Here is a 24,353-nt window from a genome sequence, read left to right on the forward strand (position 1 = left end):
CCGGCAACCCATTTCCATTTTTTAATATTAACCGGATATGCTATTTTTATAGCATGACCTTATCATTCAAACCAATAGCTTTTTGGCTGTTCATTTTAGGCCCCTTAACCACCTGGGCTTTAGTACCGGCGGATACTTCCAGTAAAAAAATTTCTGTACCAATAACCGCACCTGGTTATCAGATCAGCGACTATGCATCCAATTTAAAAGAGGCTATCACCTGTTTCAGGCAAGACAGCATTGATAAAGGAATGATGTTGCTATCCAAAAGCATTAAAAACATCACTTTACAAAAAGATGTAACGCGGATCATGCCCTATCAGGGCTATGAAGTTTTTAGCCTTGTTAAGGATATTGCTGACAATAGCAATCTTTCGCCTGCGGAAAAACAGCTGGGGAAAGATTTTTTTAAACTGGTATTCACATCACAGCCCGGCGATAAAAATGCCGATAAAATTTTAGACGGCTTTTTTAAAAATGCTCCTAATACCGTTTTTGCTAAACGATTAAAATTACTTACCGCGTCATTTAAAGGAAAATCGGCCGCAGGCACTGAATTGAACCGGTTGCTAAAAGACAGCCCGGAATTGATTTCGGCCAACACAATGAAAGCAGAAATGTTGTTTGATGAACATAAATACCACGAATGTATAACGTATTGTGATCAAATATTGGCGGTATGGCCACAGTATGCCCATGCGTACCAGATGCGAGCTAAGTGCTATTATAATCTTGATGAGCTTGACAAGGCGATAGCTGATTACAACCAGGCCATTAAATTTTTCCCGGGCTATTTTGTACTTTATTATGACCGGGCCGACTGCCTGACCGACCTTGAAAAATATAAGGAAGCAGCAACTGATCTGCGATTGACATTACGGTTAAAGCCCAATTATAGTTGGACTTACTACAACCTCACCAGGTGCTACAAAAATATGGATATGCCTGATAGCGCCCTTTATTTTATCAATCAGCATATTAACCAAAATGCCGACGACGGTGATGGTTATAACCTGAAAGGTGATATTTACTGCGACAGAAACGAATACGAAACAGCTATCAGTCTTTACACACAGGCCATCAACTTGGAACCCGACCGACGGACTTTTTATGTTGATCGCGGCGACGCTTATTATTACGCAGATAAATTGGATGATGCCATAAAAGATCTCCAAAAAGCTATCAGCATTGATAAATCATATCCTTTTCCATACGACAGGATAGGTGATTGCTACTATCAGAAAAAGCAATATGAAACAGCCATAACTTATCATCAGAAAGCAGTAAAGGCCGACCCAACCTATAAATACGCCTACGTAGGGCTCAATTTAAGTTATACGCAATCGGGTAACTACCTGGCAGCTATTGATGCCGCCAAAAAAGCAATAGCTATTGACAGCACTTATGCCAATGCCTTGGGTAACCTGGGGTGGTCATGTTATTGTGCTGGTAAATTTGATGACTGTATAAAATATTCTTACAAGGCGCTGAAATACCAGGATGACGCCACTTACGCCATGTTTAATATAGCGCTTGCCACACTTGCAAAAGGCGAAACAGGCAAAGCGAAACAATTGTATACAGGTTTTATAAAAACCTGTAAAGAAAAGAACTATGAGATAAGGGATGGTGCCACCGACGATTTACGGGAACTGATCAGGAAAAAGGTTTATGTAGAAGAATCAAAATTTATAATTGAACATATTTTTGAGCAAAAAGTAGAGTGACCGGCAAGATATTTTTCCTGAAAACGTGTTAAAATCACCAAACCCGCACATTTTTTAAACAATTAAAAACCTACTTTAGAGTTTTTGTACTTATAAACTATTACTGAAAGTATTAATGATAAACAATTTTCCGCTTAAAAAGCTTGTGCTGGTAGCCGGGCTTTGCTTACCTGTATTCACTTATGCGCAGGAAGCTCCAAAAACTAAACCTAACTGGCAAAACCTTGATCTTAAAACCGATTCTGTATTTGGGATCAGTACCGAAAAAGCATACAACGAACTGTTAAAAGGCAAAAAACACGTTACCGTGCTGGTAGCCGTAATTGATGGGGGTATTGATGTTGAACATGAAGACCTTAAAAAGGTGATCTGGAACAACCCGCAAGAAACCGCCGCGAATAAAAAGGATGATGATAAAAACGGTTATGCTGATGACGTGCACGGCTGGGATTTTATAGGATCGGCCAAGGGAGATGTACATTATGATAACCTGGAGCTTACCCGGCTGGTACGGATCAACAACGCCCGCTTTGCCAACGTTGACAGTACCAAACTTACCGGGAAAGACCTTGCCGATTTTAAAGCGTACAGCGCTATGAAAGCCGATATGGATAAGCAGGTTGCCAAAGCTCAACAAACCTATACGGTGATCAATAAATTCAATACCCTGCTTGATGGGGTGCTGGCGAAGCTGGGCAACCAAAACCCAAGCCTTGATGACATCACCAAATTTGAGCCTAAAGATAATGGTGAGGCCTATGTTAAACGTGTATTGGTAAGCGCCCTGCCTTCGTTTAAAAATGTAGCCGAGTTCAGGGAGAAAGAGGTAAACGGCGGCTTAACTCACTTTAAAGAACAGTTGGATTATCACCTCAACCTTAATTTCAATTCAAGAGATACCGTGGGCGATAACTATAACAACGCTAATGAGCGTTTTTATGGCAATAATGACGTAACCGGCCCGGATGCTGATCATGGCACCCACGTTGCCGGGATCATTGGAGCGATACGGGATAACAACCTTGGTGTTATGGGTGTGGCCAATGATGTAGCTATCATGTCGGTACGTACAGTGCCTACCGGCGATGAACGCGATAAGGATGTAGCAAACGCCATTCGTTATGCTGCGGCTAACGGCGCTAAGGTCATCAACATGAGCTTCGGCAAAAGTTACTCGTACAATAAAAAAGCAGTTGATGATGCAGTAAAATTTGCGTTAAGCAAGGATGTGCTGCTGGTACATGCCGCGGGTAATGACAACAATAACACCGAAGTTGAACTGAACGTCCCTAACCGTATTTATGAAGACAAAAGCGGCGTAGCCGGTGCCTGGATAGAAGTTGGCGCATCGGGCCCTAAAGACGATGAAACGCTGAAAGCGTCCTTCTCCAATTATGGCAAAACCAGTGTTGATGTGTTTGCACCGGGAGTAGCCATCAATTCAACCACACCAAAATCAGCCTATGCCGAGCATGATGGTACCAGTATGGCGGCACCGGTTGTAACCGGGCTGGCGGCGCTCATCCGTTCATATTATCCAAAATTAACGGCTGTACAGGTTAAGGAGATCATCATGAAATCGGTAGTGAAAATATCACATAATGTGGAGATTAAAGATGGTGAGACTAAAAAAGAAGTTCCGTTTACCGATCTTTGTATAACCGGCGGCGTTGTTAATGCTTATAACGCGCTTCAGCTGGCTGCCACTTATTAAGATCAACCATTTTATGAAAAATATCATCCGCCTGATTCCGGTTTACACGTTTTTACTGGGCATATTTTTAGGTTTTACCACCTCTGCCCAAACAGTTGTAACAAAAGTATCAGGCGGATGGATAAAAGGTATCGAAGAAGGGCCAACCCTGGTGTTTAAAGGCATCCCGTATGCTAAACCACCGGTTGGCCCTTTGCGTTTTATGCCCCCGCAGCCAATGATGGCATGGAAAGATACGCTTTCATGCGAAAAATTTGGAAGCCCGGCATCGCAGGGTGGCGGCACAGGCGGGCTAAAAGGCAGCGAAGATTGCCTGACATTGAACGTTTATACACCAACAACAGCAAGGGATGCTAAGCTTCCGGTGCTGGTATGGGTACATGGCGGCTCGCTTACAGGCGGCTCGGGTATGGGGATGAACGGGCACGCTTTTGCCGACGATGACAGTGTTGTTACCGTTACCATTAATTATCGCCTTGGCGTTTTCGGCTTTATGTATTTGGGCGATGTAAACAAATCCTACCAATCATCCGGCAATAATGGATTGCTCGATCTGATCATGGCGCTGAAATGGATCAGGCAAAATATTGCAGCTATGGGCGGCGATGCTTCGAAGGTTACCGTCATGGGCGAATCGGCGGGGGCTAAACTCACCAGTGCCCTGTTGGCAACACCGCAATCCAAAGGCTATTTCAACCAGCAGATTTTAGAAAGTGGCGCCGTGCAATGCATCCGGGATTCTGTTACGGCTAAGGGCATCAGGCAGCGGCTAATGACCGAGCTGGGTGTTAGCAAACCTGCCGATCTCCTCAAAATCTCCGCCGAAAAACTTATAGCAGCACAGGCAAACATCAGCAATGGGGCACAGGGTACCAACTATTTTGGCCCGGTGATAGATGGCGCGGTGATTTCGCAGGATCCATATCAATATATCCTCAAAAACAGGAATGATAAAGTACGCTTCCTGATCGGTACCAATAAGTTTGAAAGTAAAATGTTTATGAATTTTGATAAACGCCTCAACCACCCCGATAGCACCGTGCTATATGGTTGGTTTGGTGATAATTACCGTTATATTTTATCAACCTTTGAAAGTGAGGCTAAAAATGGCAATGCAGATAGCGCTGCCATAAAAGTACTCACCCAATACATGTACCAGATGCACAGCTACCGGCTGGCTAACACATTAGCACAGGCAGGCAGCCACGTTTGGATGTACCGTTTTGATTACAAGCGCGATGGTACCGGTGCAACCCATGCCGATGAATTAGGCTATGTTTGGTTTTTACCCAAACAAAACAATTTTAACGATACAGAACTAAAACTGGCTAACCAAATACACCAAACCTGGGTAAACTTTATAAAAGGCAAAGCTCCGGGCCAGGTTAATGATAAGCAATGGCCTCATTTTGTAGCAGGCGAAAATAATATCATGGTTTTTGATACCGTTTCGGGACCAACGCAGCTTAACGATATTTACAACGACAGGACCCATCCTTCTTCCTGCTTTGTGCTGAAATAATTGCCCTGGATGCAGTTTAAAATGGTTTGATAAAATCTTATTGAAAAAGCCGTCATTGCTGTAACGAAGCAATCCCCGGTTAGCAGAGTTGCTCCGTATAGTTCGGGATTGCTTCGTTTCTTATAATGGCATGATTGTAAGCTATTGATTATTAAGTACATTTTTCGATTGATTTTATAGATTTGGGCGTTGCCTGCGGCCCGGGCTTTACGTTACAAGTCCTCGCTTTTCCCGCCCGCAATCCCAATCCACGCTGTGGGCTTTACACTGCAATCCCTCCTATGTTTACATCTAATATTATTGTAATGATTTTATGAGTGAAAAGAGTGAGAGCACAGCAATCCCAAACAGCCTTGAGCATGTTGAGCGTTAGATATAGCCTCACTCCTTTACTTTTTTGAGTTTGAACAGAATGTAAGGAATACGACCAGGCAGTATATCCAGGATAACCAACAGGAGGAAAAACGAAGAAAGGTTTTCACTTATAACAGTTAAAAACTTTGATCAATGGCAAGCAGATTATTAAAACAAGTAGTAGGTATTGATGTGGCTCAAAAAGAGCTGGTGGTTTCTATCGGCAAGATGGATGAGCAGGCAGTTATAACAGTTTATGCGAACAAGATTTTTCCAAACAATGAAAAAGGATTTGCAAACCTGGAAGTATGGATAAACAAGCAAAGCATCCCCCAATATCCATTAAGATATGTAATGGAGGCCACAGGTGTATACCACGAGCGCCTTGCTTATTATCTGGCCGGCAAAGGGTATGCTGTAAGTATTGTCATGCCCAACAAGATCTCAAACTTCTTCAAGACACTGGAGATCAAAACAATTACCGATAAATCAATGTCTTTTGCCATAGCCATGTTCGGACTTGAAAAGAAACTGGATAACTGGGTACAACCCAAAAGGGTGTTCAGGACCCTGCGGCAGATAACCCGTGAAAGAGAACAACTTATTGCAGAAAGAACCATGATCAAGAACCAGCTACATGCTGAACAGTCCGAAGCTTTTCCGGGGGAAGATACTATCCGCAGAATGATGGACAGGATAAAGATGATTGGTGAACAACTTAAAGAAATACTTACTGAGATTAGAACAGCTGTAGCACAGGACAAACATTTAAAACAAACACTGGCTACCATTACCACTATTCCTGGAGTCGGCTTATTAACGGCCACTGTGATCATAGCCGAAACAAACGGCTTTGAGCTGATCAGGAGTAAAAAGCAGCTGACCAGTTACGCCGGGCTGGATGTCAGGGAAAAAGAATCCGGCTCATCCGTTAAGGGCAAACCCAAGATATCTAAAAGGGGGAACAAGCATTTACGAAAAGCCATGCACTTACCTGCATTAGCGGCCATAAGACATTCAGAAAGATATAAAGCTATATTTGTCCGGATCGTATCCCGAAATAGCGTGAAAATGAAAGCTACTGTAGCAGTACAAAGAAAATTATTGGAGATGGTATACACTATATACAAAACCAACAAACCATTCGAAAAAGACTACCTTCAACAGAATGCACACATATCCGAAAATAGTTAGAGCAGTCGCTTCAATTGAAGGACTGCCCTAAACAGGCTAACATAAAGCTGCCTAAGACTCAAAAATAAAAAATAACTTTTGCATATCAACACAGAATCTAACGCGGCCCCACACATAATATCCCTAAAATATATTTTACATGCCATAACGGCTTTTTTCAGGTTACCTTGATGCTTTCTCAATGACGCGTTTCATCTGTTTTTTAACAGCTCTTCGGGTTTATTTGACAAGCGAACAGGAATACAAGCATTATAATCCGGGTATGTTTATTCGAGCGGCTGGCATTTGTAGCCATAATCTTTAAGGATGCCCACGACCGATTGCGGTGAAACATCCGGGCCCTCTATCCTCAATACTTTATCACAATCTTCCAGGTCAAAATTTACACTGCTATTGGTAATGCGGTTTTGGAGCAGGCCTACCAATTTTGCTGCCTGCGCCGGATCCTCAACATTTGTTTTAAAAACCTCGACCATTAAATTAATAGTTGTTTCCATTGCTGCGGTTGATTGATGTTATACATTGATAAGGAATACTTGCTCCGGATTAAAACCGGTAGCTGATCCCCGATTCGACGGTAAAGCCGGCCTTTTTCAGTTCGACCAGGGGAACACGTTTGTTCAGGTCGTTAAATGGTGCCCAGTTAACTTTTTGATCTTTGTTGTACAAGTCAAGCTGCTGCACAAAATTGTAACCACCGCTTATTTGTACCGAAAAGTTTTTAGCCAGCTGGTAATTATAAAAAAGCGTGTTTTTATACTGCTGTACCTGTAAATAATTTGACCCGGTTTTTTTTGATAGGCGATACGAGCCCCCGCCAATGCCAAAGTCGCTGCTGAAACCAATGATACTTTTATCGTTGAGCTGGTACTTTAATTTTTCGGAAACGGGCAGGGTGCCGCTAAGGCTCAGTTTTTCGCTGATCTGCCATTCTATCCCGATAACCGGCAGCAGTATCGTACCAAAAAACTGCCTTGAATAACCCACACCTACGGCGTAGGAAAAGGTTTTAGACTTACGGATCTTGAGCATGGCAAAGCCTGAATATAGCATGTCTTCGCCCGAAACATCTTTCAGGTCGGATGATAAGGTAGGGATTGCTGATACCAGCAGCGCGTACTTTGCAGAAAACGATTTTTGAAAAGTGATGGGCACCGAAATAGAATAAAAATCAGTACCGCCGAATGATTTTCCTGTTCCGGATAAGGAAAGCCCGCTGTAACTAACGCCGGCAAGTAAAAAATCAAGCTTTCCGTCCCTGAAATTATTTATCAGCGGTACGTTGAGCGAAGCATTCACTTGCCTGATGTTCATGTTTTTATTTTTAACGGTAAACGGCGAGTAGGAGTAACCGGCATCAAATGATCCGATTTTGGGCTTAAATACAGAATCGGCATTGGTTGCCGTTTTTTGCTGGGCGCCTGCAGTAAATTTAAACGAAATCAAAAAGATAACAAGATAGATCAGGAATGTTGCTTTCATAGCATTTGTGTTGTTAAGACGATTATTAAAATTTGTCTCTTAAACACGCCTGAAGCGTTTTACCCTCATTGCTGTTGATGATATTTTTTTAAAGTGGATTTGGATGGGTGGGGTAGTTCGGGCTATTTTTTATTAATAAACGGATATCTTTCGGCCAGGGATATGGTTAAGCAATTGAAGCCCAGTTATGGAAAACGTTAAAGCACCACAACCTGTCAGCATAAGAAGAGATTAGTGCGAAAAATTGATTATTAGTTGTATTAGTTTATTACGGCCTTTTGCGCTCATAGCGGGATATACTGGTAAATAAACAAGATTGTCTAATGCTAATTCTTCAGGTTTGGGAACGCCGCCCGCCTCGCTCAACTTGATTAAGCTTGATGCTTTTTGCGAGGCATCAAAACCGTTATTACGCAAGTGTTTGATCAGTGCGTCCGGATTATGGGTTTCAACAGGCATCACCCAGTAAGAATGCCTCTTGTTCTCAAAACCAATTTTATAATTATCGGGGATCTTTGATAAAATATCTTTAGCTAATTGGATCCTTTTAGTAATACTATTTTGATCAAAGTTAGCAAGTTTTTTTCGGAGCAGCCTTTGATTTGGAGTGGAAGGCTGATGCCGGATCTGTCTAAAAATATCGTTGCCGGGGAAGCCCTTTGTAAAGCCACCTAATACCTGTTCAAAGTCTTTTCCCAAAGCCATTACTAAATTATAAAACCCGGTATAAATAACTTTATTGGTGAGCAGCTTTACAAACAGCCCTTTAAAAAGCTTTTTAAAATAGCCTGCAGTGCTTTGTTGATGGTAGTGCCCATTTTGCGCAACAACCTCAGTGTACAAACCCGGGTCTTTTATTTTGATCATCGCCCCGCTAATAGCCGTATTGGTTTTAATAAAGCCAAAGCTAAACATCACTACGTCTGATGCGGGATTCCCGCTATATAAATTACCGGCATATGCTTGTGCGCAATCCTCAAATATAATGAGGTTATGCTTTTTTGCTATGGCAACTATCTCTTCAATTTCCATGATACCGCCAAAAAGGTGAGTGATCAGTATAGCTTTGGTTGCAGGTGTAATTGCTGCTTCCACCTGGGCCGGGGACATATTTAAGGTATACTTATTAACCGGGATGGGAACAAGCGTTAATTCGTGCCAGTTAATTATGGCGAACATATCCGGGATATTGATATCGGTAACAATCATCTCGAAGCCCGGCGGAAAATTCAAAGCATTTAATACCAGATCGATTCCAGTTCTCACCGAGAGGCAAACCATTTCGTTAGCGCATTGATCGACATCCGGCCCTGGTGAGCGAAAGCGATCAGTAAGGCAATAATAAACGCCTTCAACCAAATTCTTATAGCTGATATATAATTTACCTCTGGGTATCATGTTACATTTATATAAGCGGCTATAATTATAATTGAAAGTAATGATATATTAGCATATTGCCAAGACCATCCATGCGCCTGAAACAAAAACTACCTGTAACCTATCTGCTATTTACTTTTAACGGCCGCTTATCAAAAGGGGCTTTTTGGCTGGCTTCCCTGTTTTACTGGTGCACTTTTTACGTGTTGTACAACTTGATATTGCTTGTTGGCGAAGGTGCTACGTTTATCCTATATCCTTTATTATTCTGGATCATTATAGCTACTTCTATTAAGCGCCTGCATGATCAGGGCTATTCAGGCTATTGGCTGTTTACTATTTTAATACCCGTGCTTGGGCCATTATGGTTATTCTGGCGGTTAGGTTTCAAAAAAGGGGATTATACGACAAACCAATACGGTTCGGTACCCGGGTCGGCGCCCGATTATTTGAAAAACGATGAAGGTAAAGAGATCCCCCACCTTAAAACCGATGAGCGTATTATTGACGATGTAACCCGGCTGAATCCCGTATTGGTTAGTAAAATTGCGCGTCCAACTTCGGTCGAAGAAATCTGCGAAATTGTTAAAAACGCTACCGGCGCTATCTCCGTAGGCGGCGGCCGTTTCAGCATGGGTGGACAAACAGCAAGCCCGCATAGTCTGCATATTGATATGCGCGGAATGAACAAAGTACTGGAGTTTTCAGCAGCAGATAAACTCATCAAAGTACAGACGGGTATCCGCTGGTGCGATATTCAGCAATATATTGATGAGTATGACCTGAGCATCAAGGTCATGCAAACCTATGCCAATTTCACGGTAGGCGGCGCATTGAGTGTTAATGCCCATGGGCGATATATGGGCATGGGGCCGGTTGTTTTATCAGTACGGTCAATTGATGTTGTGTTAGCCGATGGCTCGTTAGTGCATGCTACTAAAACAGAAAACCCGGAAGTATTCTTTGGCGCAATTGGCGGTTATAATGGCATTGGCGTTATCGTTCAGGCCGAACTCGAGTTAGCCGATAACCTGGCCATTAAACGAATTGATAAAAAAATGAAAGTTGAAGAATATAAAGATTACTTCTTCAAAACCATACGCGATAATTCACAGGTAGTTTTCCATAACGGCGATATCTACCCACCAAAATACACGCGTTTAAGAGCTGTAAGCTGGATAGAAACCACCGAAAAGCCGACAGTTAAAACCCGGCTGATGCCACTGAAAGAATCTTATCCACTGGAGCGGTATTTCCTGTGGGCGTTTACAGAAAGACCATTAGGCAAGCCTTACCGCGAGTTTATAATTGACCCTTTACTGTTTAGGGGCAAAAAGATCCACTGGCGCAACTACGAAGCCGGTTATGATGTGGCCGAACTGGAACCCAAATCACGAATCAACAGCACTTATGTATTATTGGAATACTTTGTTCCTGTTCAGCGCTTTGAGGAATTTGAACAAGCCATGGCCGAAATATTTATCCGTTTTAATGTTAACGTGCTTAATGTATCCATCAGACATGCCAAAGCCGATCCGGGCACCTACCTGGCATGGGCACGGGAAGAGGTATTTGCTTTTGTGGTTTATTACAAGCAACGCACAGATCCGGCATCTAAACATGCTGTTGCTGTATGGACCCGTGAGCTGGCTGATGCCGTAATTGCTGTAAACGGTGCTTATTATTTACCTTACCAGGTACATCCAACCGCGGCACAGTTTCATAAAGCATATCCTAACGCGCAAAAGTTATTCGACCTGAAAACCAAGCTTGATCCTGACTATAAATTCAGGAACATTTTTTGGGATACCTATTATCAACCATTAAAATCCAAAAGCAATGGCTAATACATCCGAATTTAAAGCAGTATTTAACGATACCAAATGGAGCGACGATTTTTACCGCTTTTTACAGGTGATATTTCATTTGTATCCCGAGGATAAATTCCATCAATTAATAAAAGAAGAAACCGCCATAGGCAAAACCGATGAGGAGATCTATAAATCAGTTCAAAGCAAATTGAAAAGCATTAAGCCATTCTTATCAGAACTGACTTATGCCTTGCCAGCGCTCAAAAAGCAAAAAAAAGAAATAGTCAGGCAAACACTGGGGTTATTGGGCGATGTTAAACAGATCTCGGGTTATGCCGAGATTGGTTCTACCGGTCGTTATATTAGTCAGCTAAGAAAAGAAATCAAGGTCACCGGCCCGATATATCTTATTAATGATCTCGCGCCAACCAATTCGCCGGGAGACATTATGGAGCGGGGGCAGCTGGGCAAGCTGGGCAATTTTGTGGATATTAATGGCTATAACCCAATTAGTAGTTTAACTATTCCTGATGCAAGCCTGGACGTGGTTACGTGCTATATTGGTTTACACCACTGCCCGGTAGCGAAGCTGGATGGGTTTGTGGAATCGATATACCGAATCCTACGGCCCGGCGGCTCGTTTGTTATCCGCGACCATAATGTTAAAACGCCAGAAATGGCCACCTTTGTTTCTTTGGTGCATACGGTATTTAATGTGGGATTGAACGAAACCTGGGAGTTTGAAGCCAGAGATTTTAAAAACTTCAAGTCCGCAGATGAATGGGCAGCCATTATTGAGCAGGCGGGATTTAAAGATGCCGGTAAACGAATACTACAAGATAAAGACCCATCCGATAATACCTTAATGTTGTTTACCAAAATATAGGCATGAAAAGGCTAAGGATACTGACATTAATTGCGCTGCTACTGGCTATCATAACTTTTGTTGTTAAAAACAGGAAGCCATCCACTGTGCCTGCCGGGAAGGGTTTATTGGTGGATAAAGCCTGGCTGTCAATCAATAAGCACCCGCTAACACCTCAGGCAGCCGTACGTCCGCCTGATCAAACTTTTCTGACCTACCCCGAATGGTTCCTGGTGTTTAGTCCGGCTGAACAGGCAGATTACTTTAAAACCCATACTTCAACCACCTTTCCATACCTGAAACATGTTGACCAGATGTGGGGTGGTTACGGTGTAATGTACGATCAGATTAAAGGAAATTTCCCTTTCAATACCGGCTACCATGTGATGATATGGGTAATAGCCGGCAGCACAACCGTTGAGTACGGTATCAAATCATTTTACGAGACCGTTATTGGCCGGGTGACCGATATCAGCCCCAACGAAGAAATGACCGCCGAAGATAAGTTTAACGCCGACTATGAATACAGCTATGTGAAATTTATTGAGGCGTTGCCATGGTACGAGTATGATTTTAGCCATCAGCTTAAAATGTTGTGGAGCAGCACCTCTTTCTCCGGTCCGCATTTGCTGCGTAAACTGGAGAGGCGCTATTATCTAACCACCGAACTATTGGTTAAAAGCGGCTATGGCTGGTTGATTGGCCTCGGCACCAAATCGGCTTATGAAACAGCCTCGTTGCAAACAGCAGTAATGATGGATAGGCTACCCACAGGCTTGGATACAACCGGATTTATGCATAATGTAAAAGTATTGCCAAACGGTATGGTGCTGGCTAATTTACCGCGTTATGCTGAATTCAATACAGCGGTTAATAAGCTGGCAGAAAATGGTGTTGGTTTTACTGAGATTGCCGGAAATAAAAGTGCTATTATGCTTACTGTTTTAACTGACAGGCCTTTAAATGTTACCGGTAATTATAAAATACTATTTACTCAGCCAATCTTTACCAAGCCGGGCTTAAGCAGGGTTGCTATAGTGACAACGGTGGGAAACCTTAGCTCGCTTGTAAGAACACTTAAACTAAAAGGAGTGACGATAGAGCATATTTATGATTATTAATTAATTCTTTCTACAACTTATGAAAGTTAACCTACTTATTATATTAATAGTATTTAGCCTCGAAAGTTGTTTAGGCCAAACTGATAAAAAGCTAATCAGTAACTGGAATACGCATCCAATTCCTACTAATCCGGACAGCCTCAGAAAATATGGTTTCTCTTTTCACGAATGGGCTGTCTATAAGAAAAACGATTCTGTTTTTGTGGTAGATAAGAAAGAACTTCCATCTCCTCAATTACCTTTTAAAATTAAAGTTAAAAAAGCTGATAGTCGTGACTTTGGGGGAAGGGCTTCAATCTTGAAAGTAGAAGATGGTTATTTAGTGGGCTTTTACAGAGGTGAATGGGGTGGTGCTCTATACTGGGTTTCAAGTGATGGTAAGAATTATTATAAAATATCAAATCATGAGATAGTGCAGTTTATTAATAGAGGAGGCAAACAATACGCCATTGAAGGGCTTGCACACTTAGGAACCTCGGAAGGAAGCATTATTGAAATCTACAAACCAAATGATAAGTGGGCTGTAAGAGAACACTTAAAACTACCAACAGCACCAGAAGCTATTGCATTAGATCATCAAGATAACTTTATCATTATTACTTCTAAAAGTTTGTTAAAAGTAGGTCGAAATGCACAAATATTTTTTTAGTAGATAAAGGATTATGGTACGCGGCTCTTTATCCCAATTCAATGGTTATCAGAAATAATATTATTTACGCAGGCATGCGCGCGGGAGTTTATCATTACGATCTGGGTACAGGGAAGGATTCCTGGTTGTTGCCATATTAGTATTAGCGATTCCAAGCTTGACAAAATTGAAAAGATCAAACATAACTCCGCTCAAAGCCCTTGCCATATTGGCCATCTGTTTAGGCCTTGCAATAATTTACTTAACCGGTGGGTTTGGACTGGGAATAGGGATATTGATGATGATAAGTTCAATATTACTTTATCTCATTAATTATTTTGCTTCCAAGACTAAACATTTTAAACTAATACAGATGGGAGTATCGGCAGTATATATTCTTACTGTTTCTTATTGTGCTTTGAAATGGCAGGAACATACAACTTTTATCTTCTCTAAAGCATCCAGGGGCGCAGCAGGGATAGTTTTCGGAATTCAAGGTTACCCTGAGCTACCTCCAGCTTTTCTTTGGACTAAAACTGTTATCATCCCGGATAGCGGTATTGTCATCACGTCTACAAAAGAGGAAGAGATGCCAACCTGGCAACGATACCGGTACTCCGATAGATCTGCAGTTGAAACGAATGACATTGAATGGAACCCAAACTTTCAATATCCCTGCATTAAAAGCAAGGGAATAGTAAAGGCATGGTTATTTAGCAAAAGGGGGCAATCCGATTCATTAGCGCAGAAGCGTATAGTAGAAATTGTGAACAAAATTGATGCAGGCAAGTTGAAAACCCTTTATACGTCTTCAGGAGTGTCAATTGTAATGGCTAATGAGGGAGCGTATCTAAATCTTCAAGGTGCCGGACTTGCTTACCTGCCCGATGCTGTCAGCACATTACCAATTAATACAATTTACCTCGCGGAGAATAAATTTACAACAATACCCCCACAGCTTTATAAAATTAAATCACTTCATAGTGTTTATTTGGGTGCAAACCCCATAAAGTCACTTCCTGATGATTTGTATAAAATGCGAGGGCTAAAAAGCCTGCTGGTAGGAAAAACGGAAATCCGCGAAATTAAAACTGATCTTTCAAACCTTGATAGTTTAGAATACCTTGATATTTCTGGCAATAAATTGTCAATGTTTCCTGAAAAAATCAAGACTGTTCCTCACCTAAAATGGCTTTCAATTGAAGAAAATGAGTTTAAAGATTTGGGCTTCGTAGATAATAAATTAAGTGGGCTTCAAACATTACAGGTCTATAGCAATAAGATTAAACGCATCTCTGATAATATTCGCTATCTGTCAAATCTTAGAGAATTACTAATTTTTGATAACCAAATAGATAGTATCCCTAACTGTATAGGTTCGTTGGTTAATCTCGAAAAACTTGAAATTTGGAATAACCCACTTCGTTATATTTCTCCTGAAATCAAAAAATTAACAAAATTAAAAGAGATAAGATTGGATGACAATTACTTATCAAAAGGAGATAAGATACAGTTAAAGCAGTGGTTGCCGCATTGTGATATTCACTTTCAAACCAGATAAATGATTAATATACTGGTGCCGTGTCGACAGTATCAATAGGATCAGCCGATAGTTAATTTATTAACGAAACGGATAACAAGATACTTTCCGCTGGGACAACAACGTTTTGGCCAAAAACCTTACAAGTCTATTTTTTACGCAGTTTGGGATTGGAACATATCAATAAAACTTACGAAAAGTGTTGTACCGGCGTAGTGCCCATAAAAAAACAGGCTTTTAGAAATTAATCTAAAAGCCTGGTAATCGATATATGGAGAATATCAGAGGATTCAAAGCTTCTAAAACAACAGCCAAACGCCGTTTTGAGGCTTTTACGAAAAAACCCGGTTACTTTTGCCGCCTGTTTTAAATTACTGCCCTGATGGTTTTAACCGGATTACCACGCTCCAGGGCGTTATGCTCCTGCCACTGGTTTTGCTGTTGCTCTATTAATTGTTCTGTTTGCCAGATCAGTATTTTGGCTTCCAGCCGGGCTAAACAAAGCTTTTTGTTTTCGAGCTGCGACCGGCTATCCATTGCCATAACTTGCAGTCCCGATGGTAAATGTGTCCCCCGAACCGCGGTTTCCACTTTGTTTACATTTTGGCCACCTGGCCCCGACGAACGACAGGTTTCCAGCTTTACATCTTTAGGGTTCCATTGCATCAGTTTTTTTACGTCAAAAACAGATACGCCCACAAACCAGTTTTTACGTTTATGGTATTTTCGATACGGACTTTGCGCTATCCATTGTATAGTGCCGTTCCATTCTTTTACAAAGGCATCCAGGTTATTACCTGTAGCCATCATCGTAGCGGATAGTAAAGTGCCGTTTAACCCGCCGGCTTTGTTTTCCAGTACTTCAAGCTGAATGCCTTGCTGTTTGGCTTGCTTCAACATCAGGTTTTGTACGCGGGCTACAACCCGGCAGCATTCTGCCGGGCCTTTGCCTGAAGTGATTTGTATCATCATCTTTTTCATCACTACTCCTTATTCATCCGAACGATACGTGGATAAAACTTGCCCTGAATATCAACCAGGTCGCTTTGCATCGCCATTACGGCCTCGATATCCTTATAAGCTAAGGGGTTCTCTTCAACGGTACCGCCAATTAAGGTTACACCTGCATTGGTCAGCAACTTTTTCATGGCCGAAACCGTCATGCTGTCCTTAGCCTTTTGCCTGCTCATGGCCCGGCCGGCACCGTGCGATGCAGAATATAAAGCATCACTTGTGCCTTTGCCCGATACCAGGTAAGCCGGTGTGGTCATACTGCCGGGGATAATACCCAGCTCGCCTTGATGCGCCGGTGTCGCGCCTTTGCGATGGATAATAACATCCCGGCCGTCAGCCAATCGATCTTTCCAGGCAAAGTTGTGGTGGTTCTCTACCACGTGCAAAGCTTTCAAGCCTAAAGCCTTTAAAAGGTTAGCGTGTATGCGCTCGTGACAAGCTTTGGCATAATCTCCGGCGAGGGTCATGGTTAACCAATATTCCTGGCCCGCCTCGCTGTCCATATCCAACCAGGCCAGTTGCTGTGCGTGGCGCGGAAGTTTGCAGGTATTCATGGCTATCTGCGTGTACTGCCTCGCTATTGCCGAGCCTAAACCCCGGCTGCCTGAATGTGTTAACAAGGCCGTGTACTTTTTAGCGGGTAAACCTAAAGCGTTATCAGCCAAAAGTTCGATCTCGCCAAACTCCACAAAGTGGTTTCCGTTGCCCGAGGTGCCTAATTGCCGTACCGCCTTACTCCGCAGCGGTTTTAAAAATGGAATCTCATTAAATATACTGCTATCCAGCACTTCATGCTCCTGCCTTACCTCCAGACCTCCTTCCATACCAAAATGAGTATGATTTTTTAAGGCTTGTTTAATTTGATATTCAAACCTTTTTAGAAAACCATCGCTCTCATCAATAATTGACAGCGCCATGCGGCAGCCAATATCCATACCTACAGCATAGGGAATTACCGCGTTGTTTGCAGCGAGTACGCCACCAATAGGCAAACCAAAACCCATGTGCGCGTCAGGCATTAATGCACCTTGAACGCTTACAGGTAGCATATTAGCCAGCTCCATTTGTTTTTTGGCCGATTGCTCAATACCCTTGCCTCCGTAAGTTTTGCAGTACACCGGTTCATCACGCAGTGCAAACGTTTTAAACGATGGTGCATCCGTTTTGCCAATTACCTTTTCGGCTATCTTGCTTGTTAGCTCATCATCCAGAAATGCTTCCGGATCGTTCTTAATATCCACCAACAGGTCCAGTAGCTGCTGCTTACTATGGTGCTTGAAATTTTTAGAGATTATACCAATAACCAGGCTTCGCAGCTGATCATTATGATAACCTATTTTACTTAAATCTTTTGTTCTTAAATTGCCCATGTGGGTTATGTTTCTAATTCCAGGTAAGCTTCTTTACAGGAATACCTGGGTATGTTTTTAAATTTGTTAATGTATTTTGGTCGGTCGTTAAACTCATCTCTCCAGCGATAGCTCCGGCCACGGGTTAACAGGTTAATGCGCGGCCATAAGTGGTTGTTATCAAAGTGTTCGTCTATCCACGCTAACTCCGTTTCAATATCCGTATCGATCATTTTGATATGCGTAACCATATGTGGTACCACCTTCAGCACATATCGCCAGGGCTCGGCAAACACATATTTCACCTCGGTACGGTAGGTTTTAACATCAAAAGTTTCAACACGGGTAAAGCAAACCTTTTCCTGCTCGGTTAAATTGATCTTGTTGATATCCCAGCTATGCTGCGACAATTCACGCAGCATTTGCGGTTTTGCCTGGTACACATAACGTTGTTTGCGTCGTTTTTTCCGTTTGAAGGATTTGTCCTGATGATATTCACCCGTGTTAATTTTCATTAGCAAGGCTTCATAAAAGTCCTTCCCCGGGTTATGCTTCTGGTCATCCCGCAACACAAAAAAACGTTTCCAGCCACGTTGATACGGGTGTTCAAGCGCAACCATCGGCAAAAGCCTTCTTTGCTCCCTTAGTTCATCGCGCCGTTTGTCAAGCTGTATCAGTTGTTTATCCCGACCGGTTTTAACGAGCCGCCTTTTGCGCCGTGCCGATTTGACACAGCGCGGCCATTCATGTGTGTTCATCACACTTTCATTTAATTTTCCTGAATTTGATTTTTGATCTCAGTTCGTCCTTGAGTAAGGATATACCCTTGTTAAAGCGCTCAAAAAATCCAGTGAATTTGGGGGCAGGCAAAATAATGCACAGGTTACTGACGCAACCGTTTAATTATTTAATAAAATACAGGGGTTTGCCTGCCTGATCAGGCAATGAGCGAAAGGGGCGATATGTAGATTTGCTCTGCCATGATTCCTTGATATTTAAAAGATTAACAAATCAGGAATTGGATACAAAGATAGAATTTAATTCGAAATATCAAGAAGCGGCTATTTAGTTTGCAGGTTTGGGCCGCAAAGTAGCTACAATTTCCATCGCCAGTGCTTGTTGTTTATGATTTAAACTGCGCGTATCTATTACCATAGGAAAGCACTGGCTTCGTCAATATTTGACAAAGCCAGTGCAGCCTGTTTAGTTGTTTGTTGTTTAACGGGAGAAGGTCAGTGTGCCAAAGCCTAATTGATCATAGCCGCCACTATTACCTCCGTAGTCACCGCCACCTCCTTCGGGGCGTACTTTAGTTGCAAATTGAGTGGTATAAGTGGCTGTTTTTCCCTTTACTTTAACATAATAGTTATAAACAAGTTCCCAACCCGGGCGAACATTGCCCCGGCCTCCGCTTGAAATAACGGTTTGGTTTGAATTTTCACAGTTATTATAAGTTGTATATGGGACAGTGTTGGTTGTATTGATATTGTAAGCCGCGATATATTCGCTTACCCCCAAAAGCGGCGGGTTAACATGGTTCCAGGGATTATAGTCGAAAAAGTTTTGGCCCTGGTTGTATAACATCTGGCAAAAAGTGCCAAAGAGCGGAACTTCCATCGTGGCATGCCCCTGATCTCTTCCGGCTTCCTGCGCCTGGTCCATTCCGTTGGGATAGGTGGCGGTGGTTACACGCCCTATATACGCGGTACCAACACCACTGTGCTGGTAATAATTGATAGCGTAATTAACTTTACTGATATCATCACAAAGAATGCCAATGGCCAGCACGGTACAAAGGTTTGACATATCCCAATTTAACCAGTAATGTGTTCCGCAGGTATTGTTATGCCTCGCCAGGAAATCGCTTGATACGGGATAATACACATTAAGCATAAAGTTTTTAAAAGCGGTAAAATCGGATGCCGACCAGCCGCTGTAGCCACGCATAATTTCGGCCGCGTTGGCCCATTGGTAACCCTGCAGCCCGGCTGCAAGCTGTTTGTTACTATCGCCGTCAATCAGTCTGCATTTTGCGGCCCACGCGTTCATAATAGCTACGGCATTATTCCCGCAGGCGGTATCGCCCTTAATTTTCCAGCGTAATGCATTTTGATAAGCCGCGGCCGCGTCCTGGCAAGCCAGTATATAATTCTCACCCTTTCCGCTTGCCGCCCTCCCGCGCACAATAGTATCTACCGGCCTGGGAACATACGTAGCAGATGAATGGCCGTTAGCGACGAGCTTGTTCCAGCCGTCGAGCCAGGGTTGCGCCCCGGCATTCACTTTGGCCGTCATCCGGGCAAAATCCGCTGCCGAATGCAGCATTCCCGGGTGAACAATGGTTGTAACGCTGCCTAACGAATATGACGTTAAATTTTTGCCTGCTACACTGTCTTTACCGCCGGTTGTTACGCTCTTAACAGATACCGGTTTACTGCATCCGCAAAGCGAGGCTATGACACAAATAGCCAATTGAATTGATTTACTTTTCATTTTGTAGATATAATTAAATTTAGTGAGCAATATTTTAGCTTATAGTCTGAGCAAAGCTCCATTATAAGACAATAAAGCAAATTGTTTATACTCTCCAGAATTAATATTAATCAAAAATTAAATTTAAATCGAATTGGTGGTAAATCAGAGGGTTCACATTCCTGTGTTTATAGGTAAATAAGGGAGGGCACCGGTTCAAAAACAGCTAAGCTTTTTCATAGACAGGCATCGCTGGCCAAATGAAACAGCCGATAATTGCACCGTATAGGCCTGCATCATACAGGTAAACTTGCCGCGGGTTTATGGAGCAATTTCCTGCCAGCTGAAAACGGTACCATCTTTTTTGCCGGGCAGGGTTCCGGGCCAGTCGGCCCCATAAAATTCGCCGGTATGGGGGTTCAGGCCCACAAAACGGTTGGTATGTAATGAGAGCAGCATGCACTGGCCCCGTAGCATATCCTGCCACAGCAGCAGGCTGGCGGCAGTTTCCTTCTGGCTGAGCCGAACGTCGGCCGCCATACCCTGGCCGGTAATGGTTACAAAGCCGGTACCGTTCATAGCCCGCAGCACAACGCGGCCATTTCCCCGGTCAATCACCCTGAAATTGTAGCCCGCGTCTTTTTCGTTAGTTAGGTAATTCCGTCCCGCGACGAGCATGCCGTGGGGATCGGCCCGTACCATGCGGCCGTCGGCCAGGTTGGTTAGTGTAATTGTTTTTCCGATGGGCAGATTTTTGGATCGGTCAGCCAGGGGCTCCTTCAGTTCAAATTTACTGAATGCGGCATAGCCGCCTTCTTTATTTTGGGTATTGTAGGCAAACAGCGCAAAACGGGTACCCTGGAATGTTTTTAACTGGTAAGGCAGGCGAATGGTATCGCCAAGGCTTTCAAACCGCGTTCCGTTAGTGCTGTAGCTCAACCGGGCAATATCGTTATCAAAATCGCCAAAGGCCCGTAGGCTCACCCGCGGCGATTGTAGCGGCTTATCAATAGTTTGATGCCTATACTGGTCAAAAAAACGCAGCGTATACCCGTTACCCTCACGCAGTACGGCCACCCAGGCGTAAGGGATGTTCATCAGGCCTAAACCGGCGATATCTCCTTCCTTCAGGTGCGAGGCATCCAGGATTACTGTAGCTTCGCTCTCGGGGCCCACGCAGCGTTGGGTAAGTGTGTTATGTGCCCATAAAAAATCTTTGGCGGGTAGGGTGTGCAGCTGTAGTTCGCCGGCTTTAAGTTTCCAGTGAGTGTTGATGGGGTTATGGTTCCATTGCCAGGCGGAAGCCAATTGGCCTGATTTAAAATCGTCGCTCCGCACATAAGGGGCATGCGGTGCTGATGTGTTGTTCGGCTTAAACCAGGTTTTGGGCGTACGGCCGAGGTTACCCTCAATGCCGAAGAAGGGCCAGCCATCCTGCCAGGTAACAGGCGAGAGGAACGTAGTACGGCCCACCGACCTGAAGTCCATCATCGAAAAGCCCCACCACTGGCCATTTGGCATATCTACAATACCGCCCTGGTGCATGGGCACGGAGGCTAACAGCTGGTCATTACGCTTAACCATGGTCAGGTTTTCGGTGGGGGAAGGTACAGGCGTGCCCTGGCCCATGTTGTTGGTAAACCAGCCCAGCGAAGTGCCCATGGTCTCTTTGGCGCTTATCACCGTAGTTTCGTAAGGGCCGTAGATATTGGCAGACCGGGCGCACTGCAAACGGCCGCCATCGGCATTGGTGATGTAATATTTACCGTTGATTTTATAAAAATGGTTGCCTTCGCCCATAGCCTCGGTTCGTGCGATGAGCAGCCTGCCGGTATTGGGTTCAAAGCCGCTAAGGTCGGGCTTGAGTTCAATCATCCTGATTTCGCTTTGCCCGTAAACGATGTAGATCCTGTTGTTTTCGAACAGTACCGAAAGGTCATAAACAGGCTTTTTAAGGTCATATTGTTTCCAGGGGCCGGCCACACTTTTAGCGGTAAATACCTGCAGGCCGTGCCGGTTTATGTTGGAGAAAATATAAAATGTACCGTTGTGGTACCTGATACAGGGAGCCCAGATACCCTGTCCATAAGCTTCCTTACCGTTGCGCAGATTAAAATCATCGCTGTCGTCAAAACGCGGAAGCGCGTAACTCACCAGCTGCCAGTTCACCAAATCGGTAGAGTGCAGCACCGGCAGGCCCGGTACGCTATGCATGGTGGTACCTGTGATGTAGAAATCATTATTTACCCGGATCAGGTCGGGATCTGAAAATTCGTCGTAGAACAACGGGTTGGTGTAGGTGCCGTTACCATTGTCGGCCGTCCAGGATTGCGCGGCGGCCGGGGCCGTGGTCAATATACTGTAAACGAATAATAATTGCAGTGCGGATATTAAGCGGATCATCGGGTTGGTAGGGATTATGCATGTTATAGGGTCAGTCAGTCTGCACCCCTTTTAGAGCTGTTGTTAATGGGAATATTGATAGTGCAGGTAATCAACATCAATAAAACCGGCATCTTGCAGATCGTTAAAACTGTAGATGGCCAGCCTGTCGCCCCTGTATGATCCCCATCTTAACTGATAGGTTTCGCCAATGGGTTTAAAATGCCTGCCATCCGTGCTGTACGTAAAATTACTTTTGCCATCCAGGCCCCACACTGTGCGTAACCAAATGTTATTGCCCTTGATGATGGGGCCGTCGGTTACGGCATTTTCAGTAAAGAACTGCAACTGTTTACCCCGGCTGGTTTGCACTACACCGGCCGCCGCATAATGAGGTGCTCCAAAGTGCGATAGCCCGGCGCGCTGGCCGACAGCCATACCGCCCAAGTCAATTTTAACGGTGGCCTCGTTGGCGTTGGTGCGGTAGCAGCGCTGGGTTATGGTGTTGCCGGCATACAGCAAATCGTTTTTGAGCGGTTTGAAGGCGTGCAGCCTGAGCCAGCCTTTTCGCTGAGTTAAGGACCATTTGCCGGCGCGGGGCTGGTAGTTCCATTCCCACTGTGGTCCGGGCGTGCTGCCGGTAAACTCATCAGAGCTTTGCGGAACAGCCCGGTCGGTGCCGGTTACGGGCATGGGGGCCTGCCACACCATTTCGCCAAGGCCCACTGCATTAGGCTGGCCAATGATAGGCCAGCCATTAGTCCAGGTTACGGGTAACAGGCTCAATATCCGGCCCGACCAATCGCCCGAGCCATGGTGGGTCAAAAAGTACCACTTACCGTCAGCTGCCTGCACTAATCCGCCCTGGTTGGGTTCGTTAAATTGCGGCTGACCTTCGCTCAATTGCCGCGGGCCTTCGTAAGGACCCCGGATGTTTTTGGCCCGCTCCATCATGAGCACCCTTACGTTGTTGCGCACCTCGCTAAACAGGTGGTAATAATAGCCATTAATTTTGTACAGCTTGTTTGCCTCGCTGCCCTGCGACTGGTAGATCACCTTGTCGCTTTCCCGTTCAATCACCGAGCCATCGGCCGACATTTTAAACAGGTGGATTTTATAGTTGTCGGCAAACCTGGTGCCTATCAGGTAGCCCTGGCCGTCATCATCCCAAAACGGGCAGCAGTCGTCCCAGCCTTTTTCGTTCAGTACACGTTTTAAAGGTGCCCAGGGGCCTTCGAGCCGTGTGGCCGAACTCATAAAATAACCCTCGTCCGGATCTCCGAAGTAGATCCAGAAACGGGCGTTATGATAGCGTATGGCACCCGCCCAGATCCCACGGCCATAACGGTCCATCCTGGTATAATTCATAGACGGCGAAATCACCGAAATATCGTTGACGGCGTGGCCTAGGATGCGCCAGTTCACCAGGTCCTTAGAGTGCAGGATCACAAAACCAGGCGAATACTGAAACGTAGAGGACACGGCATAATAGTCGGTACCCACCCGGATGCAATCCACATCGCTGTAATCACCAGGTAAGACAGGGTTACGGTAAGTACCGTCGGGTTGGTCGCCCCAGTGAGTCCAGCTGCCCCATAGCGGGGCTGCTTGTTTAGGCTGGCAACTGGCTTTATTAAAACAAAGCAGGGCTGAAACAAGGCCAGCAATAATGGGCGCAAAAGAAATCTTACCGAACATAGTATTAAAAAATCAGGGAAAGCTTAGTTTTCATTTATCGGGTTTAAAAATCTGTAACGTTATAACCGGTTTTAAACAAGGTTTATAATGCACCTCAGTTGAC

At 44.1% G+C, this 24,353-nt stretch carries 18 protein-coding genes; 9 read left to right on the forward strand and 9 right to left on the reverse strand.

Annotation, left to right across the window (positions count from 1 at the left end; translation table 11 throughout):
• Positions 1-53 precede the first annotated feature (53 nt).
• From ABID99_RS25305 to ABID99_RS25320, 4 genes are all read left to right on the forward strand, one after another.
• Positions 54-1,727 carry a tetratricopeptide repeat protein gene (locus tag ABID99_RS25305; protein WP_373615485.1) on the forward strand — a complete coding sequence of 558 codons (1,674 nt, stop codon included), beginning with the start codon at positions 54-56 and terminating at the stop codon, positions 1,725-1,727.
• A 115-nt stretch (positions 1,728-1,842) separates the two neighbouring features.
• Positions 1,843-3,441, forward strand: a complete 1,599-nt coding sequence (locus ABID99_RS25310; protein WP_373615486.1) for a S8 family peptidase — start codon at positions 1,843-1,845, stop codon at positions 3,439-3,441.
• A gap of 13 nt (positions 3,442-3,454) precedes the next feature.
• Entirely contained in the window at positions 3,455-4,963 is a 1,509-nt protein-coding gene (locus ABID99_RS25315) for a carboxylesterase/lipase family protein (RefSeq protein WP_373615487.1), read from the forward strand.
• A 507-nt stretch (positions 4,964-5,470) separates the two neighbouring features.
• The gene (locus ABID99_RS25320) at positions 5,471-6,511 is read left to right on the forward strand and encodes an IS110 family transposase (RefSeq protein ID WP_091169225.1); all 1,041 of its coding nucleotides are present in this window, start codon (positions 5,471-5,473) and stop codon (positions 6,509-6,511) included.
• A gap of 266 nt (positions 6,512-6,777) precedes the next feature.
• Here ABID99_RS25320 and ABID99_RS25325 read toward each other — a convergent pair whose 3' ends face one another.
• From ABID99_RS25325 to ABID99_RS25335, 3 genes are all read right to left on the reverse strand, one after another.
• A complete protein-coding gene (locus ABID99_RS25325) occupies positions 6,778-7,008 on the reverse strand; it encodes a hypothetical protein (RefSeq protein WP_229701671.1) in 231 nt (76 codons plus the stop codon).
• A 49-nt stretch (positions 7,009-7,057) separates the two neighbouring features.
• Entirely contained in the window at positions 7,058-7,993 is a 936-nt protein-coding gene (locus tag ABID99_RS25330; RefSeq protein ID WP_354484800.1) for a DUF6268 family outer membrane beta-barrel protein, read from the reverse strand.
• Positions 7,994-8,224: 231 nt separating this feature from the next.
• Complete coding sequence (locus tag ABID99_RS25335; RefSeq protein WP_373615488.1) at positions 8,225-9,391, reverse strand: aminotransferase class V-fold PLP-dependent enzyme; 1,167 nt, start codon at positions 9,389-9,391, stop codon at positions 8,225-8,227.
• Positions 9,392-9,462: 71 nt separating this feature from the next.
• Between ABID99_RS25335 and ABID99_RS25340 the strand changes: the two genes are divergently transcribed.
• The 5 genes from ABID99_RS25340 to ABID99_RS25360 all read left to right on the forward strand — a co-directional run bounded on the left by ABID99_RS25340 (position 9,463) and on the right by ABID99_RS25360 (position 15,356).
• Entirely contained in the window at positions 9,463-11,217 is a 1,755-nt protein-coding gene (locus tag ABID99_RS25340; protein ID WP_354484803.1) for an FAD-binding protein, read from the forward strand.
• Entirely contained in the window at positions 11,210-12,067 is an 858-nt protein-coding gene (locus ABID99_RS25345; RefSeq protein ID WP_090532418.1) for a methyltransferase domain-containing protein, read from the forward strand. The genes ABID99_RS25340 and ABID99_RS25345 overlap by 8 nt, the downstream gene beginning before the upstream one ends.
• A gap of 2 nt (positions 12,068-12,069) precedes the next feature.
• Positions 12,070-13,167, forward strand: coding sequence for a hypothetical protein (locus ABID99_RS25350; protein ID WP_373615489.1), 1,098 nt, complete (start codon positions 12,070-12,072; stop codon positions 13,165-13,167).
• A gap of 19 nt (positions 13,168-13,186) precedes the next feature.
• Entirely contained in the window at positions 13,187-13,816 is a 630-nt protein-coding gene (locus tag ABID99_RS25355) for a hypothetical protein (RefSeq protein ID WP_373615490.1), read from the forward strand.
• Positions 13,817-13,982: 166 nt separating this feature from the next.
• Positions 13,983-15,356: a leucine-rich repeat domain-containing protein gene (locus ABID99_RS25360; protein WP_373615491.1), complete on the forward strand. Its 1,374-nt coding sequence runs from the start codon at positions 13,983-13,985 to the stop codon at positions 15,354-15,356.
• Positions 15,357-15,701: 345 nt separating this feature from the next.
• Here ABID99_RS25360 and prfH read toward each other — a convergent pair whose 3' ends face one another.
• From prfH to ABID99_RS25390, 6 genes are all read right to left on the reverse strand, one after another.
• Positions 15,702-16,307: a peptide chain release factor H gene (gene prfH / locus ABID99_RS25365; RefSeq protein WP_373615492.1), complete on the reverse strand. Its 606-nt coding sequence runs from the start codon at positions 16,305-16,307 to the stop codon at positions 15,702-15,704.
• 11 nt (positions 16,308-16,318) lie between these two features.
• Complete coding sequence (locus ABID99_RS25370) at positions 16,319-17,719, reverse strand: RtcB family protein (protein WP_373615493.1); 1,401 nt, start codon at positions 17,717-17,719, stop codon at positions 16,319-16,321.
• 5 nt (positions 17,720-17,724) lie between these two features.
• Entirely contained in the window at positions 17,725-18,456 is a 732-nt protein-coding gene (locus tag ABID99_RS25375; protein ID WP_373615494.1) for a hypothetical protein, read from the reverse strand.
• 460 nt (positions 18,457-18,916) lie between these two features.
• A complete protein-coding gene (locus ABID99_RS25380; RefSeq protein ID WP_373615495.1) occupies positions 18,917-20,191 on the reverse strand; it encodes an alginate lyase family protein in 1,275 nt (424 codons plus the stop codon).
• Between the two features lie 300 nt (positions 20,192-20,491).
• Positions 20,492-22,573: a glycoside hydrolase 43 family protein gene (locus tag ABID99_RS25385; protein WP_373615496.1), complete on the reverse strand. Its 2,082-nt coding sequence runs from the start codon at positions 22,571-22,573 to the stop codon at positions 20,492-20,494.
• A gap of 63 nt (positions 22,574-22,636) precedes the next feature.
• Positions 22,637-24,250 carry a glycoside hydrolase 43 family protein gene (locus ABID99_RS25390; protein ID WP_373615497.1) on the reverse strand — a complete coding sequence of 538 codons (1,614 nt, stop codon included), beginning with the start codon at positions 24,248-24,250 and terminating at the stop codon, positions 22,637-22,639.
• Positions 24,251-24,353: the final 103 nt, after the last annotated feature.

This window comes from Mucilaginibacter sp. OAE612 (assembly GCF_041806395.1).
In the GTDB taxonomy this organism is placed as follows: domain Bacteria; phylum Bacteroidota; class Bacteroidia; order Sphingobacteriales; family Sphingobacteriaceae; genus Mucilaginibacter; species Mucilaginibacter rubeus.

Bases quoted from the DNA above. Each gene is read 5' to 3' on its own strand.
- ABID99_RS25305 (WP_373615485.1), top strand. From the start codon at position 54: ATGACCTTATCATTCAAACCAATAGCTTTTTGGCTGTTCATTTTAGGC.
- ABID99_RS25310 (WP_373615486.1), top strand. From the start codon at position 1,843: ATGATAAACAATTTTCCGCTTAAAAAGCTTGTGCTGGTAGCCGGGCTT.
- ABID99_RS25315 (WP_373615487.1), top strand. From the start codon at position 3,455: ATGAAAAATATCATCCGCCTGATTCCGGTTTACACGTTTTTACTGGGC.
- ABID99_RS25320 (WP_091169225.1), top strand. From the start codon at position 5,471: ATGGCAAGCAGATTATTAAAACAAGTAGTAGGTATTGATGTGGCTCAA.
- ABID99_RS25325 (WP_229701671.1), bottom strand. From the start codon at position 7,008: ATGGAAACAACTATTAATTTAATGGTCGAGGTTTTTAAAACAAATGTT.
- ABID99_RS25330 (WP_354484800.1), bottom strand. From the start codon at position 7,993: ATGAAAGCAACATTCCTGATCTATCTTGTTATCTTTTTGATTTCGTTT.
- ABID99_RS25335 (WP_373615488.1), bottom strand. From the start codon at position 9,391: ATGATACCCAGAGGTAAATTATATATCAGCTATAAGAATTTGGTTGAA.
- ABID99_RS25340 (WP_354484803.1), top strand. From the start codon at position 9,463: ATGCGCCTGAAACAAAAACTACCTGTAACCTATCTGCTATTTACTTTT.
- ABID99_RS25345 (WP_090532418.1), top strand. From the start codon at position 11,210: ATGGCTAATACATCCGAATTTAAAGCAGTATTTAACGATACCAAATGG.
- ABID99_RS25350 (WP_373615489.1), top strand. From the start codon at position 12,070: ATGAAAAGGCTAAGGATACTGACATTAATTGCGCTGCTACTGGCTATC.
- ABID99_RS25355 (WP_373615490.1), top strand. From the start codon at position 13,187: ATGAAAGTTAACCTACTTATTATATTAATAGTATTTAGCCTCGAAAGT.
- prfH (WP_373615492.1), bottom strand. From the start codon at position 16,307: ATGATGATACAAATCACTTCAGGCAAAGGCCCGGCAGAATGCTGCCGG.
- ABID99_RS25370 (WP_373615493.1), bottom strand. From the start codon at position 17,719: ATGGGCAATTTAAGAACAAAAGATTTAAGTAAAATAGGTTATCATAAT.
- ABID99_RS25375 (WP_373615494.1), bottom strand. From the start codon at position 18,456: ATGAACACACATGAATGGCCGCGCTGTGTCAAATCGGCACGGCGCAAA.
- ABID99_RS25380 (WP_373615495.1), bottom strand. From the start codon at position 20,191: ATGAAAAGTAAATCAATTCAATTGGCTATTTGTGTCATAGCCTCGCTT.
- ABID99_RS25385 (WP_373615496.1), bottom strand. From the start codon at position 22,573: ATGATCCGCTTAATATCCGCACTGCAATTATTATTCGTTTACAGTATA.
- ABID99_RS25390 (WP_373615497.1), bottom strand. From the start codon at position 24,250: ATGTTCGGTAAGATTTCTTTTGCGCCCATTATTGCTGGCCTTGTTTCA.